10 protein-coding genes and 1 riboswitch are annotated in these 14,397 nt (G+C 68.2%); of the genes, 2 read left to right on the forward strand and 8 right to left on the reverse strand.

Going from position 1 to position 14,397, the window contains the following annotated elements:
- The first annotated feature begins 147 nt into the window (after nt 1-147).
- Complete coding sequence (locus AC1RB9_RS26015) at nt 148-894, forward strand: RsiV family protein (RefSeq protein ID WP_003102069.1); 747 nt, start codon at nt 148-150, stop codon at nt 892-894.
- Between the two features lie 53 nt (nt 895-947).
- On the opposite strand, the gene thiC is transcribed toward AC1RB9_RS26015, so the two are convergent.
- Nucleotides 948-2,831, reverse strand: a complete 1,884-nt coding sequence (thiC, locus tag AC1RB9_RS26020) for a phosphomethylpyrimidine synthase ThiC (RefSeq protein ID WP_003095696.1) — start codon at nt 2,829-2,831, stop codon at nt 948-950.
- An 89-nt stretch (nt 2,832-2,920) separates the two neighbouring features.
- Nucleotides 2,921-3,057, reverse strand: a riboswitch (TPP riboswitch).
- A gap of 229 nt (nt 3,058-3,286) precedes the next feature.
- Here thiC and opmH point away from each other — a divergent pair.
- Complete coding sequence (opmH, locus tag AC1RB9_RS26025) at nt 3,287-4,735, forward strand: efflux transporter outer membrane subunit OpmH (protein ID WP_003110314.1); 1,449 nt, start codon at nt 3,287-3,289, stop codon at nt 4,733-4,735.
- A 65-nt stretch (nt 4,736-4,800) separates the two neighbouring features.
- On the opposite strand, the gene AC1RB9_RS26030 is transcribed toward opmH, so the two are convergent.
- From AC1RB9_RS26030 to AC1RB9_RS26060, 7 genes are all read right to left on the reverse strand, one after another.
- A complete protein-coding gene (locus AC1RB9_RS26030) occupies nt 4,801-5,505 on the reverse strand; it encodes an NAD(P)H-dependent oxidoreductase (RefSeq protein WP_003102071.1) in 705 nt (234 codons plus the stop codon).
- A 50-nt stretch (nt 5,506-5,555) separates the two neighbouring features.
- The gene (gene aruH / locus AC1RB9_RS26035; RefSeq protein WP_003102073.1) at nt 5,556-6,737 is read right to left on the reverse strand and encodes an arginine--pyruvate transaminase AruH; all 1,182 of its coding nucleotides are present in this window, start codon (nt 6,735-6,737) and stop codon (nt 5,556-5,558) included.
- Between the two features lie 22 nt (nt 6,738-6,759).
- Nucleotides 6,760-8,439 (reverse strand): 5-guanidino-2-oxopentanoate decarboxylase, encoded by a 1,680-nt coding sequence (locus tag AC1RB9_RS26040; RefSeq protein WP_077447031.1) that lies wholly within the window; start codon nt 8,437-8,439, stop codon nt 6,760-6,762.
- Between the two features lie 41 nt (nt 8,440-8,480).
- The gene (locus AC1RB9_RS26045; RefSeq protein WP_003457476.1) at nt 8,481-10,571 is read right to left on the reverse strand and encodes an acetate--CoA ligase family protein; all 2,091 of its coding nucleotides are present in this window, start codon (nt 10,569-10,571) and stop codon (nt 8,481-8,483) included.
- A 66-nt stretch (nt 10,572-10,637) separates the two neighbouring features.
- Nucleotides 10,638-11,798, reverse strand: coding sequence for an acyl-CoA dehydrogenase family protein (locus tag AC1RB9_RS26050; RefSeq protein ID WP_003112014.1), 1,161 nt, complete (start codon nt 11,796-11,798; stop codon nt 10,638-10,640).
- 20 nt (nt 11,799-11,818) lie between these two features.
- Nucleotides 11,819-12,610, reverse strand: coding sequence for an enoyl-CoA hydratase/isomerase family protein (locus tag AC1RB9_RS26055; RefSeq protein WP_003114532.1), 792 nt, complete (start codon nt 12,608-12,610; stop codon nt 11,819-11,821).
- Nucleotides 12,611-12,868: 258 nt separating this feature from the next.
- Nucleotides 12,869-14,281: an amino acid permease gene (locus tag AC1RB9_RS26060; protein WP_003457479.1), complete on the reverse strand. Its 1,413-nt coding sequence runs from the start codon at nt 14,279-14,281 to the stop codon at nt 12,869-12,871.
- Between the last annotated feature and the right edge of the window lie 116 nt (nt 14,282-14,397).

Below are 14,397 nucleotides of genomic sequence, written 5' to 3' on the forward strand. Positions count from 1 at the left end.
CGTGGCGCTCGCCGCACGGGCGTGTTTCCCGGCCACGGCTAGGCCATACTTGGGGTTTGCGCGGGCCGAACTCAAGCGCGACGCCAGGGTCGAAATGGACTGGTCGACGCTTCGAGCCCGCCCATCCACCGTCGCAAAAGGAATCCCATGCGCCTTCTGAAATTCGCCGCCCTCGGCAGCCTGGTCGTTCTGCTGAGCGCCTGCCAGAGCCTCTTCAAGCCCGGCCTCGACGACCCGCTGCCCACCGAGCGCCTCGCCAGCGAGCACCTGAAGCCCGGCTGTCAGGGCGAACAGTGTCCCTTGGTAAACATCGACACCTTGAAGTTCCCCGACGAACCGCAGTTGGACCCGATCGTCGAGCGCGCCCTGCTGGAAATGACCCGGGAAAACAACGAAACGCCCCTGCCGGCATCGCTGGCGGCCTACGAGCGGCAGTTCCTGGACAGCGCCGAGCCGGGCTGGAGCAGCTACCTGCAAGCCAAGGTGCGCGAACAACATGACGGTCTGGTGATCATCGAGCTTTCCAGCTACCTGTTCACCGGCGGCGCCCACGGCATGCCCGGTCGCGGCTTCATCAACTACGACCGCAGGCAGCACAAGGTGCTGAGCCTGCAGGACATGCTGGTTCCCGGCCAGGAAGAAGCCTTCTGGAAACAGGCCGAGCTGGCGCACAAGGCCTGGCTGCTGGCCAACAAGCTCGACCAGGACGCCGATTTCCAGAAGACCTGGCCGTTCCAGCGCACCCCGCACGTGGCATTGACCTTCGGCGCGGTGACGCTGAAGTACGACGCCTACTCCATCGCGCCGTATTCCTATGCCCACCCCGAACTGAAGATCCCGTATCCGCGCCTGAACGGCATCGTCAAGCCGAACCTGTTCCCCGGCCGCGGCTGACGCTTCCGACGCTCCGCAGCCCCTCGTCACGGCGAGGGGCCCCGTGGCGCGGCCTACACCTGCCTGTAGATCACCGATCCTTCGTCCTTGAAGCGCGCCGCCTGCTCCTGGAAGCCGGCCTCGATGGCCTTGCTCTCGTCGGACAGGCCGTTTTCCTTGGCGTAGTCGCGAACCTCCTGGGTGATCTTCATCGAGCAGAACTTCGGTCCGCACATGGAGCAGAAGTGCGCGACCTTGGCCGAGTCCTTCGGCAGGGTCTCGTCATGGAACGCCCGCGCGGTGTCCGGGTCCAGGCCAAGGTTGAACTGGTCCTCCCAACGGAACTCGAAGCGCGCCTTGGATAGCGCGTTGTCGCGGATCTGCGCGCCCGGGTGGCCCTTGGCGAGGTCGGCGGCATGGGCGGCGATCTTGTAGGTGATGATCCCGGTCTTCACATCATCCTTGTTCGGCAGACCCAGGTGCTCCTTGGGCGTGACGTAACAGAGCATGGCGCAGCCGAACCAGCCGATCATCGCCGCGCCGATGCCGGAGGTGATGTGGTCGTAGCCGGGGGCGATGTCGGTGGTCAGCGGGCCGAGGGTGTAGAACGGCGCCTCGTCACAGCACTCCAGCTGCTTGTCCATGTTTTCCTTGATCAATTGCATCGGCACGTGGCCGGGACCTTCGATCATCACCTGCACGTCGTGCTTCCAGGCGATCTTGGTCAGCTCGCCGAGGGTCTCCAGCTCGCCGAACTGGGCGGCGTCGTTGGCGTCGGCCACCGAGCCCGGACGCAGGCCATCGCCCAGCGAGAAGCTGACGTCATAGGCCTTCATGATTTCGCAGATCTCTTCGAAATGCGTGTAGAGGAAGTTCTCCTGGTGGTGCGCCAGACACCACTTGGCCATGATCGAGCCGCCGCGGGAAACGATGCCGGTGACCCGCTTGGCGGTCAGCGGCACATAGCGCAGCAGCACGCCGGCGTGGATGGTGAAGTAGTCGACGCCCTGCTCGGCCTGTTCGATCAGGGTGTCGCGGAAGATTTCCCAGGTCAGGTCCTCGGCGACGCCGTTGACCTTCTCCAGCGCCTGGTAGATCGGTACGGTGCCGATCGGTACCGGGCTGTTGCGCAGGATCCACTCGCGGGTTTCATGGATGTGCTTGCCGGTGGACAGGTCCATCACCGTGTCGGCGCCCCAGCGGATGCCCCAGGTGAGCTTCTCCACCTCTTCCTCGATCGACGAGCCCAGCGCGCTGTTGCCGATGTTGCCGTTGATCTTCACCAGGAAGTTGCGGCCGATGATCATCGGCTCAAGCTCGGTGTGGTTGATGTTCGCCGGAATGATCGCGCGGCCGCGGGCGACTTCCTCGCGGACGAACTCGGGGGTGATTTCCTTCGGGATGTTGGCGCCGAAGCTGTGCCCCGGGTGCTGCTGGTCGAGCAGGCCGGCGGCCCGGGCTTCCTGCAGCTTCATGTTCTCGCGGATGGCGATGTATTCCATCTCCGGGGTGATGATGCCTTTCTTCGCGTAGTGCATCTGCGAGACGTTGGCGCCCGGCTTGGCCCGGCGCGGCGTGCGCACGTGGGCGAAGCGCAGGGCGTCGAGGCTGGCGTCGGCCAGGCGGGCCTGGCCGAACTCGGAGGTCAGGCCGGGGAGGATCTCGGTGTCGCCGCGCTCGTCGATCCAGCGCGAACGCACGTCAGGCAGGCCCTTGCGCAGGTCGATGCGGACCTCAGGGTCGGTATACGGGCCGGAGGTGTCGTAGACGAACACCGGCGGGTTTTTTTCGCCGCCGAAGGCGGTGGGGGTGTCGGCGAGGGAGATTTCCCGCACCGGGACGCGGATGTCCGGGCGCGAGCCGGTCAGGTAGACCTTGCGCGAGTTCGGGAAAGGCTGCGTCGACTGGCGGTCGAGCTGCTCAAGGCGGGTGATGTTGTTCTTCTGCGTTGCGCTCATCGATGGCTCTCCTGGGTGATTGTCGGGAGAACCTGGCACGCGGGGCCACCGGGACTGGTGGCGAGAAGGACGCGCCGGCAAGGCAGGCATGGCGCGGACATCTTGTTCCCTACGCGGGTTGCTGCGGTCCGCGCGAGGCGGAACCGGACGCTAGCCCGATCAGGTTCAACGGGATCCGGAACTATCCGATCTCAGCCCCTCGTATAGGGCACCCCGACAAGAACCCCGGCAGTCTAATCAACACCGGCGGGATACGCCAACGGGAAAACGCCCCGCCCGACCGGCAGTCATGGTCCGGTCCGGCGCCCTCTCGCCAGGGAAGACGCAGATCCCCGCACGTTCGCCGGCACATCGATCCGGACTGGCTCTTCGATCAGTTGCCGCGCAGGTGCCTTGACCGCCACCGGTAGCGACCTTAGCCTTGCCCCACCTCACATCTTTTCCAGGACGAACGAATGCTGCGCAGACTCTCCCTGGCGGCCGCCGTGGCCGCTGCTACCGGTGTCGCCTGGGCCGCCCAGCCGACCCCGCTGCCGACCAAGACCGACCTGATCAGCGTCTACAAGGAAGCCGTCGACAACAACGCCGACCTCGCCGCCGCCCAGGCCGACTACCTGGCGCGCAAGGAAGTGGTGCCCCAGGCCCGCGCCGGCCTGCTGCCGCAACTCGGCGCCGGCGGCCGTATCGGCGACTCACGGATCGCTCTCGACGAACCGGCCGCCACGGTCAAACGCAGCAGTCATGTGGTCCAGGCCAGCCTCAGCCAGCCGCTGTTCCGCGCCGACCGCTGGTTCCAGTGGCAGGCCGCCAAGGAAACCAGCGACCAGGCCCGGCTGGAATTCTCCGCGACCCAGCAGGACCTGATCCTGCGCAGCGCCGAGACCTACTTCACGGTGCTCCGCGCCCAGGACAACCTGGCCACCAGCAAGGCCGAGGAAGCCGCCTTCAAGCGCCAGCTGGACCAGGCCAACGAGCGCTTCGACGTGGGCCTTTCCGACAAGACCGACGTGCTCGAGGCCCAGGCCAGCTACGACACCGCCCGCGCCAACCGGTTGATCGCCGAACAGCGCGTGGACGATGCCTTCCAGGCCCTGGTGACCCTGACCAACCGCGACTACAGCGCCATCGAGGGCATGCGCCATACCCTGCCGGTGGTGCCGCCGGCGCCGAACGACGCCAAGGCCTGGGTCGACACCGCGGTGCAGCAGAACCTGCGCCTGCTGGCCAGCAACTACGCGGTCAACGCCGCCGAGGAAACCCTCCGCCAGCGCAAGGCCGGGCACCTGCCGACCCTCGATGCCGTGGCCCAGTACCAGAAGGGCGACAACGACGCCCTCGGCTTCGCCAACAGCGCCGCCAATCCGCTGGTGCACTACGGCAAGGATGTCGAGGAACGCACGATTGGCCTGGAACTGAACATCCCGATCTACAGCGGCGGCCTGACCTCCTCCCAGGTCCGCGAGTCCTACCAGCGCCTCAACCAGAGCGAGCAATCCCGCGAAGGCCAGCGCCGCCAGGTGGTGCAGGACACCCGCAACCTGCACCGCGCGGTGAATACCGACGTCGAGCAGGTCCAGGCGCGGCGCCAGGCGATCATCTCCAACCAGAGTTCGCTGGAAGCCACCGAGATCGGCTACCAGGTCGGCACCCGCAACATCGTCGACGTGCTCAACGCCCAGCGCCAGCTGTACGCCGCCGTGCGCGACTACAACAACAGCCGCTACGACTACATCCTCGATACCCTGCGCCTGAAGCAGGCGGCCGGCACCCTCAGCCCGGCCGACCTGGAGGCGCTCAGCGCCTACCTGAAGCAGGATTACGATCCGGACAAGGACTTCCTCCCGCCGGACCTGGCCAAGGCCGCCGCCGAGCAGTTACAGAGCAAGCCGCGCCAGCAGTACTAGCACGAGCGAAGACGCCCCCGGTCGGGGGCGTCTTCGCTTGACTGGCCTGGCGCGCGTCGCCCGGGTCAGCGCGCCAGCGGCTGGAGCAGCGCGTCGAACTGCTCCAGCCGCGGGAACCGCAGGGGTACATCCTGCTCGAGATTTTCCAGCCGCGCCCGGTAGGCGCGCAGGAAGTTGCCGCGCGCTTCCTCGCTGATGTATGGCACGTGCCAGGCGACGAAGGGCTCCAGCACCTGCATGCCGACATAGGCCAGGGTGCCGCGCAGGATCGGCCGCAGCATGTCCTCCAGCGGTCCGTGGATGGCACCCTCGCCGAACATGTGCTGGCGCCCGCCCAGGGTCAGGCTGACCAGCGCCTTCTTGCCGGCCAGGCCACCCTGGTCGTAGAAGCGCTTGCCGCCATAGCAGACCCCGGACACCAGTACCCGGTCGAACCACCCCTTGAGGATCGCCGGCACCGAGAACCAGTAGATCGGAAAGTTGAGGATCAGCAGGTCGGCCCACAGCAGCTTGTCCAGCTCGGCCTGGATGTCGGCGGCCAGGCTCTGGCGCTTGACGCTCTCGCGCTGCTCCAGGGCGTACACCAGGTAGTCGGGATCGGCGCGCTCGGCGAAGTCGGCGGCACTGGCCACCGGATTCCAATTCATCGCGTAGAGATCCGAGACCTGCACCGCGTGGCCCTGGCCTGCCAGGGTCTCGCATGCCTGGTCACAGAGCGCGCGGGTGAAGGATTGCGGTTCGTTGTGGGCGTGGACGATCAGTACGTTCATCGTGGTTTCCGAATCGTGGTGACCGGCCGCATCGCTCGCGGCCGAGGGGTTCAGGCCTGGCCGAGCAACTCGGCGGCGCACAGCGCAATGCGCCGACAGGCTTCGCGCAGCGGTTCGGCGCCCAACACCAGGCCGAGGCGGATGTGACCGGCGGCGCTCGGGCCGAAGGCTTCGCCGGCGAGCACCGATACGCCATGGCGGTCCAGCAGGCGGTCGGCGAAGGCCTGGGCGGAAAGTCCGGTGGGACGGATGTCGACCATCACGAACATGCCGCCGTCCGGGCGTAGTGGACGCAGGCCGGGGCTGTCGGCCAGGCACTCGATTACCAGGTCGCGGCGGCGGCGGTAGGCCTCGCGCATCGCCTCCAACTCCGGCAGCGGCGCTTCCAGCGCGGTGCAGGCGGCATCCTGGATGAATTCCGGCGAGCCATAGAGCATGCACAGGGCGAGGTTCTCCAGGTGCGCGCAGAGTGCTGCGGGACCGACCACCCAGCCGACCCGCCAGCCGGTCATGGCGTGGGATTTCGACAGGCTGTTGAGGGTCGCGGTACGGTCGGCCATCCCCGGCAGGCTGGCCGGGCTGACATGCTCGCCGTCGAACAGCAGTTCGCTGTAGACCTCGTCGGAGATCATCCACAGGTCATGGGCCATGCACAGCTCGGCCAGGGCTTCCCAGGTGGCCCGCGGCAGGCTGGCGCCGGACGGGTTGTGCGGGCTGTTCAGCGCCATCGCGCGCGTGCGCGGGGTGATCAGTGCGGCGACCTCCTCGGCCTGCACGCGGAAGCCATTCTCGGAGCGCACCGGCACCGGCACCACCCGCGCGCCACAGGCGCCGAACACCGCTTCGTAGGTGACGTACATCGGCTCGGCGACTATCACCTCGTCGCCCGGATTCAGCAGGCACTGCACCACCGCGTACAGCGCGCATTGGGCACCTGCCAGCACCACCACCTGCTCCGCGTCCACCGCCTGGCCGCTGCGCCGCCGGTGGCGCTCGGCGATGCGCTGGCGCAGGGCGCGCTTGCCGCGCACGTCGGCGTAGTGGGTGTTGCCGGCCAGCAGGCTGTCGATGGCCGCCTGGACGATGGGCGCCGGGGTATCGAAGTCGGGGTCGCCGACCGACAGCAGGAGGATTTCCTCGCCCTGCTCGACCCGCGCCAGCGCGCGATAGTGGATGTCCCAGGCAGCGGCGCCGTCGCCGGCGATACGTTGAGTGAAGTCGGAATAGCGCATGGATACTCTCCTTGTCCGGCGGTCAGCGCGCGCAGGCGTGCCGCAGTTCGATCAGGGTCACGCCGGGCTGCCCGAAGCCGGCGCGCAGGTCGCGCTCCAGTTCGTTCAGGTCCTGCGGCTGGCGCACCGCGCAACCGTAGGCGCGGCCCAGCAGGGCGAAGTCGGGGTTGCGCGGCAGCACGCCGACCGGCTCGATGTCCAGGCCGAGCATGTCGTCGCGGATCTGGCCGAGCGCGTCGTTGTTCCACAGTAGCACCACCAGCGGACTGTCCAGTTCCTCGCTGGCGGTGGCCAGTTCCTGCGCGGTGTAAAGGAAGCCGCCATCGCCGACCAGCACCAGGCCCGGGCGCTGCGGGGCGCCGAGCTTGGCGCCGATGCCGGCCGGCAGGCCGTAGCCGAGGGTGCCGTAGCCGGTGGGATGCAGCCAGCTGCGCGGCGCTCGGCTGGCGAACGCGTAGTTGCCGGTATAGGCCAGTTGGGTCATGTCGGTGCTGACGAAAGCATCGGCCGGCAGCGCGGCGGCGATCCGGTCGAGGATCGCCTGGTGCAGCGCCTGCAGCGGCGCGTGTGCCGCGCGGATCTCCGCGCGCAGGCGCGCCACCCTCGCGGCGGCCGGCGCGGCGTCGCGGGCCTCCTGCGGCAGGCGCGCCAGCAGCGCCTCAAGGGTCTGCCGGGCATCGCCCCTGAGCGCTACGGCAGAGGGATAGAAGTCGTTGAACTTGCGCGGGTCGATATCGACGCGGATCAGTTCGCCGGACAGCGGCAGGCGTTCGCGCCAGAAGTCGGTGTCGGCCATCTCGGTGCCCACCGCCAGCACCAGGTCGGCCTCGGCGATCATCTCCCAGCCCGGCGCTACGCACAGGCTGGCCCCGGCGTTGAGCGGCGCGTCCGGCGGCAGCAGACCCTTGCCGGCGACGCTGGTGAACAGCGGCGCGGCCAGGCGCTCGCTCAGCGCGGCAAGCGCCTCGCCGGCCGCCAGCGCGCCGCCGCCGGCGATGAGCATTGGTCGCCGGGCCGCAGCCAGGCGCTCCGCCGCCGCCCGCAATGCCTCGGTGCACGGCACACCACGACCAGGGCGGCGCGCCACGGCAGCGCTCCAGTCATGGGCCACCGGCGCGGCGAGCACGTCGAGCGGGATCGAGATATGCACCGGGCGCGGACGCTCGCTGTCGAACACCGCGTAGGCCCGGGCGATCAGTTCGGGCAGCTGTTCCGGGCTCAAGGCTAAGGCGGAGAAGGCAGTGATCGGCGCGGTCATGGCACGCTGGTCCTGGGTCTCGTGCAGGCAGCCCCAGCCCTTGCCCAGGCTGGCGCTGTGGTTGACGCTGGAAATCACCAGCAGCGGTACCGAGTCGGCGTAGGCCTGGCCGATGGCGGTGGCGACGTTGGTCACGCCCGGCCCGGTGATGACGAAGCACACTCCCGGCTTGCCGCTGACCCGCGCATAACCGTCGGCCATGAAGCCGGCGCCCTGCTCGTGGCGGGTCAGCACGTGGCGGATGCCGCTGCCCGGAAGTCCGCGGTACAGCTCCAGGGTATGCACGCCGGGGATGCCGAAAACGGTATCCACGCCGTAGTTGGCCAGCAAGCGGACCAGGGCCTGGCCGGCGGTGAGGGTCTTCTGTGGTTGCATGGGCAATATCCTCGTCCAGTTCGGCGACCATCGGAGTCGCCGTTCGCGCCGCAGCGCTCTTGCTCCCATTCCCACAAGCGGGAGGGGGAGCCGTCGTGTCCCCCCGGCCTTCAGCCATTGGCCAGCCGGATCAACGCATCCACCGCCAGCGCTCCCTCGGCATCCGCCAGCAACGGATTGACGTCCAGCTCCAGCAAGCGCTCGGCATGTTCGCAGGCGAATTCGGCGACCGCGCGGATCGCCGCCACCAGGGCCTCCATGCACACTGCCGGGCGACCGCGGAAGCCGCTGAGCAACGGCGCGCTGCGCAGGCTCAGCAGGGCATCGCGGATCGCCGCGTCGGTGGTTGGCAGGAGCAGGCTGCGACTGTCGCGCAGCAGCTCCACGAGTATCCCGCCGGCACCGATCACCAATGCCAGGCCGAAGCCCTCCTCGCGCTTGACCCCGACGATCAGCTCGGCCAGCGGCGCGCCAGCCATGCGCTCCAATAAAACACGCTCGAAGACCAGTTGCGGCGCGTGCCGGGCCAGGCTTTCGCGCATGTCGAACAATGCCGCCTCCAACGCCGCCTCGTTGCGCAGGCCGAGCGCCACGCCACCGGCCTCGGTCTTGTGCGGCAGTGCGGCGCTGACCGCCTTGAGCACCAGCGGGAAGCCGAGGTCGAGGGCCGCTTCGCGGGCCTGGCCGGGGGTGCTCAGCACCCCCTGGGGCAGTGGCAGGCCGAAGGGTTTCAGCGCCTGCTTGGATTGCCACTCGTCGAGCAGGTAGCCGTCGCCCGCCAGCGGCCCTGGGCAGATCGGCACCAACGCCGCCTCACCGCGCTCCAGCAGCGCCGCGCGGCGCTGGCGGTAGCGGGCGATCCGTCCCCAGGCGGCGAGACCATCCTCGACGCCTTGCAGCGCGGCGACGCCCTCGCCGTGCAACAGCTCGCGGGCCCGGGCCGGCAGCAGTTCCGGGAACGCCGAGGCGATGAAGCCGACTTTGCCGTGGCGCTTCAGCGCGGCGCAGTAGCGTTGCAGAAGCAGGTCGCACTGCGGCCGCTCGCCGGTTTCCTCGCCCGGATAGTCGAGCACCAGCAGGGCGGCGTCGGCAGGGCTGCGCAAAGCGCTGTCGAGCATTTCCTCCAGGGCCGCGGCATCGCCCCAGATGGCGGTGGTGAAGTCCAGCGGGTTGGCGATGTTGGCGTAGTCGGGCAGCACCCCGGCCAGTTCGTCGCGCTGTCCGGCGTCGAAAGACGGCAACCCCAGGCCGTTGCGCTCGGCGTAATCGGCGATCAACCCGGCGTCGCCGCCGGAACAGGCCAGCGCGACCAGGCTCGGCCCGCCAGGCAGGTGGCCGCAGGCGGCGGCCTTGAGGGTTTCGACGAAGCTCACCGGGCCGCTCACGCGGATCACCCCGAGGCGCTCGAACAGGCTGTCGTAGAGCGCGTCGGAACCGGCCAGGGAACTGGTGTGGCTGAGCGCGAGGGCCGCGCCGATCTCCGACACCCCGGTCTTCAGGGCGATCACCGGCACGCCTTTCTGCAACGCCTTGTAGGCCGCGCGGGCGAACCCCGGGACGTTCTTCAGACCTTCCAGATGCAGGCCGATGGCAGTCACCCGCGGCTCGTCGAGCAGCACGTCCATCAGCTCGGCGATGCCCAGCTGCGCCTGGTTGCCAACCGATGCCATATAGGCCACCGGCAGCGAACGGTCGCTCATCGACAGGTTGTAGGCGAAGTTGCCGCTCTGCGTCAGCACCGCGACGCCCCGCTCCACCTGCCGACCGCCATGTGCCACCGGCCATAGCGCGGCGCCGTGCAGGTAGTCGAGCAAGCCGTAGCAGTTCGGGCCGAGCAGCGCCATTTCGCCGGCGGCGGCCAGCAGCCGGCGTTGCAAGGCCAGGCCCTGTTCGCCGGTTTCGGCGAAGCCGGAGGCATAACAGATCGCCCCGCCGGCGCCTTTGGCGGCGAGCGCGGCGACCGCGTCGAGGGTCAGTTCGCGGTTGGTGGCGACGAACGCCGCGTCCGGGCCGCACGGCAGGTCGGCGACGCTGGCCACGCAGGGTACGCCTTCGAGTTCGGCGTGCTGCGGATTGACCAGCCACAACTGGCCGGCGAAACCGCCTTCGGCACAGCGTTTCAGGGCACGCGCCATGCCACGGCCGCCAATGAAGGCGAGATGCCTGGGTGCCAGCAGGCGCTTGAGGTTTTCACGATTCATGTCGGTTCTCGATTCGGAACATGGCAGCCTTCCCCTCTCCCCTGGAGGGAGAGGGGAGCCAGGACTTCAACGCAGCAACGGCCGCAGCAGTTCGCGGGAAACGATGTGCCGCTGGATTTCCGAAGTGCCCTCCCAGATCCGCTCGATCCGCGCGTTGCGCCAGATGCGCTCGACCGGTCCTTCATCCATCAGGCCCATGCCGCCGAAGATCTGCACCGCTTCGTCGGCGACCTTGCCGAGGGTCTCGCTGGCGAACAGCTTGGCCATGCCGGCCTCGCCGTCGGTCATGGTGCCCTGGTCCATCTTCCAGGCGGTGTGCAGGGTCATCAGCTCGGCGGCGCGGATCTGCGTGGCCATGTCGGCGAGCTTGAAGGAAACGCCCTGGTAGCTGCCGATCGGCTGGCCGAACTGCTTGCGATCGGCCGCCCAGCGCAGTGATAGGTCGAGGGCGCGCTGGGCCTGGCCGACGCAGTTGGCGGCGACCATCACCCGTCCGGCGGTGAGCCAGGCGTTGGCCACTTCCCAGCCCTTGCCGACCTCGCCGAGTACCTTGGAGGCCGGCACCCGGCAATCGTCGAAGAAGATCTCGTAAGTGTGGTAGCCACGGTTGCTCACGCATTTCGGCCCGCGGCGCACGGTCATCCCGGGCGTGCCCTTGTCCACCAGGAAGGCGGTCACCGCGTTGCGCTTGCGGCCGTTGTGCTCGTAGCTGTCGGTGACGGCGAAGACGATGGCGAAGTCGGCGTGCCCGGCGTGGCTGATGAAGTGCTTGCTACCGTTGATCACGAAGGCGTCGCCGTCGCGCACCGCGCGGGTCTTGATCGAATTGGCGTCGGAGCCGGCGCCCGGCTCGGTGAGGGCGAAGCAATCGGTCTTTTCGCCCTGCACGCAGGGCAACAGGTAGTCGCCGAGCTGTTCTCCGGTGCAGGCCATGAGGATCTTCGAGGGCCGCGCGACGAATACGTGGAGGGCCCAGGAGACCTTCGACAGCTCGCGTTCGACCAGCGCCTGGGACAGGTAGTCGAGGCCGCCGCCGCCCACTTCCTCGGGCATGTTGAAGGCATAGAAACCGGCGGCGATGGCCTTGCCGCGAATCTGTGCGGCCAGCTCCGGCGACACCGCGTCGGCGCGGTCGACATCGTCCTCGTGGGGCAGCAGTTCCTTCTCGACGAAGCTGCGCACCGCCTCGACCAGCATGTCCTGTTCCTGGGTCAGCCTGAAATCCATGGGAATCACCTGCTCGGCGCCTAGCGCCCGCTGAATTGAGGGGAACGTTTCTCGGCCACGGCGCGCAGCGCCTCGGCGGCATCCTCGCTGCGCCCGCAGAGCAGCCCGGCGGCCTGCTCGGCCCGCAACTGCTCGGCCAGCGAGCGCCCGGCGCCGTCGCGCAGCAGGCGCTTGGTCTGGGCGAAGGCAAAGGTCGGACCGCTGGCGAGACGCGCAGCGAAGGCGCCGACCGCCTCAACCAGGTGCTCGTCGGCGACCACCTCGCCGACCAGTCCGGCGCCCAGGGCTCGCTCCGCGCTCCAGGCTTCGTCGAGGAACAGCAGGCGCTTGGCCGCCTCGCTGCCGAGCAGCCGTGGCAGATGCCAACTGGCGCCGGCGTCCGGGCAGTAGGCCATGCCGGTGTAGCCGGCCTTGAAGCGCGCCGAGGCGGCGGCGATGCGGAAATCGCAGCACAGCGCCAGGTCCATGCCAGCGCCCACGGCGCTGCCGTTGACGGCGGCGACTGTGGGTTTGTCGAGGGCGTGCAGGCGCCCCATCAGGGCGTGGGCGGCCTCGGTCCAGCCATAGCTTTCCAGCTCGCCACGGGCTTCAGCCGCCGCCCATTCGGCGAGATCGGCCCCGGCGCAGAAGCTGCGTCCGCTGCCGCCGAGCACCACAGCGCGCACTGCCGGGTCGCGCTCGCAGGCATCGAGTCGGACGTGCAGGGCCTCCAGGGTGGGGATATCCAGTGCATTGCGCTGTTGCGGACGGTTCAGGACGAGCCAGGCGATCCCGGCTTCGACCCGCGTCTGCAATGGGGAAAGGTCAGTCATGCGGCCCTCGTTCTTATTGTTGGTTGATGGCGATCGCGGCTTTCAGGTAATACTAAACACTCGTTCAACAAGACCACAATCCACCCATTCGGGTGTATGTAACGGCCCTGCGGCAGGCGCAAAGCCACACGCCATGCGATCCGCCGAAAAGCGGCGGAGGCCCGCGCGAGCCGGCTGTTACAACTTCGAACAAACCAACCAGGCGAAAACGAAAACGCCCGCCGGATGCGGCGGGCGTCGGGTCCTGCGAATGGCCGTTCAGCCGGCCCGTCCCAGGGCGGGGTCGCCCAGTCCCTGCGGCTGCCGGCGACGAACCACGTAATAGGCCAGGTAGCAGGCGGCGATGAAGCCGAAGCCCCAGTACAAGGACGGCCGCTGGGTGGGATCGAGGGCGAGGAAGACGAACAGCGAGCAGCACACGGCGATGCAGGCCAGCGGCACCAGCGGGAACAGCGGCGCGGCATATTTCAGCTCGGCGACCGTGCCGCCGCTGGCCATGTGCTCGCGGCGGAAGCGGTATTGGGCGTAGGCGATGACGATCCAGGTGACGGTGCCGGACATCCCGCTCACCGCCATCAGCACCATGAACAGGGTGTCGGCGGCGATCACGCTGGTCAGCAACGAGAGCAGGGCGAAGCACAGGGTGATCAGCAACGCGTAGAGCGGCACGCCGCGCGCGCTGAGCTTCGACAGGCCGCGCGGGGCCATGCCGGTCCTGGACATCGCCCAGAGGATCCGCGTCGAGGCGTACAGGCCCGAGTTGCCTACCGAGAGGATGGCGGTGAGGATGACGAAGTTCATCAGGTCCGCCGCGTAGGGAATCCCGACCATGTCGAACACCTGCACGAACGGGCTTTCCAACAGCCCGGCCTGTTGCCAGGGAATGATGGCGGAAAGCACAACGATGGCCAGCACGTAGAAGATCAGCACGCGGAACACCACGTTGCGCACCGCCCGCGGGATGCTCTTCTCCGGTCGCTCGGTCTCGCCGGCGGCGACGCCCATGATCTCGCAACCCTGGAAGGCATAGACCACCGTCATCATCACCGCGAACACCGCCGACAGCCCGTTGGGGAACAGCCGCTCGCCGACCAGGTTGGAGAACATCGGCGCCGGCGCACCGCTCTTCAGTTCGATACCGCCGAAGATCACCAGCCCCCCGACCACGATGAACACCAGGATCGCCGCCACCTTGATCCCGGCGAACCAGTACTCGGCCTCGCCGAAGGCGCGGGTCGCCAGGGCATTGAGGGAGAACAGCACGACCACGAAGAAACCCGACCATAGCCACACGGGCACCTCCGGGAACCAGCGGGTCATGAGCATCCCGGCCGCGGTGAATTCCAGGCCTACCGTGGAGGCCCAGCTCATCCAGTAGACCCAGCCGATCATGAAGCCAGTCGCCGGTCCGATGAAACGCGTCGCGTGGGCCTGGAACGAACCGGAGACCGGCATCTGCACCGACAGCTCGCCGAGGCAGACCATCACCAGGTACATCAGCACCCCGGCCACCAGGTAGGCCAGCACCGCGCCGGCCGGGCCGCCCTGGTTGATGGTCACGCCGGAGCCCATGAACAGCCCGGTGCCGATCACCCCGCCGAGGGACAGCATGAAGATGTGGCGGCTCGCCAGGGCCCGGGTGAGTTGCAGCCTTTCCTTGCCGTCAGCCATGGCGCACCTCCGGATGAGGGTACGCACAGGGGTCTTCGAGATGGCTCATTATTCTTGTCTCCACTCTGTCAGAGGCCGTGTCTTGCGCACGGATGAGCGGATTATTGGCGGCGGAT

This window comes from Pseudomonas sp. 20-5, assembly GCF_056782835.1.

Excerpts from the sequence above, each read along its gene's own strand:
- AC1RB9_RS26015 (WP_003102069.1), top strand. The coding sequence starts at position 148 with ATGCGCCTTCTGAAATTCGCCGCCCTCGGCAGCCTGGTCGTTCTGCTG.
- thiC (WP_003095696.1), bottom strand. The coding sequence starts at position 2,831 with ATGAGCGCAACGCAGAAGAACAACATCACCCGCCTTGAGCAGCTCGAC.
- opmH (WP_003110314.1), top strand. The coding sequence starts at position 3,287 with ATGCTGCGCAGACTCTCCCTGGCGGCCGCCGTGGCCGCTGCTACCGGT.
- AC1RB9_RS26030 (WP_003102071.1), bottom strand. The coding sequence starts at position 5,505 with ATGAACGTACTGATCGTCCACGCCCACAACGAACCGCAATCCTTCACC.
- aruH (WP_003102073.1), bottom strand. The coding sequence starts at position 6,737 with ATGCGCTATTCCGACTTCACTCAACGTATCGCCGGCGACGGCGCCGCT.
- AC1RB9_RS26040 (WP_077447031.1), bottom strand. The coding sequence starts at position 8,439 with ATGGGAGCAAGAGCGCTGCGGCGCGAACGGCGACTCCGATGGTCGCCG.
- AC1RB9_RS26045 (WP_003457476.1), bottom strand. The coding sequence starts at position 10,571 with ATGAATCGTGAAAACCTCAAGCGCCTGCTGGCACCCAGGCATCTCGCC.
- AC1RB9_RS26050 (WP_003112014.1), bottom strand. The coding sequence starts at position 11,798 with ATGGATTTCAGGCTGACCCAGGAACAGGACATGCTGGTCGAGGCGGTG.
- AC1RB9_RS26055 (WP_003114532.1), bottom strand. The coding sequence starts at position 12,610 with ATGACTGACCTTTCCCCATTGCAGACGCGGGTCGAAGCCGGGATCGCC.
- AC1RB9_RS26060 (WP_003457479.1), bottom strand. The coding sequence starts at position 14,281 with ATGGCTGACGGCAAGGAAAGGCTGCAACTCACCCGGGCCCTGGCGAGC.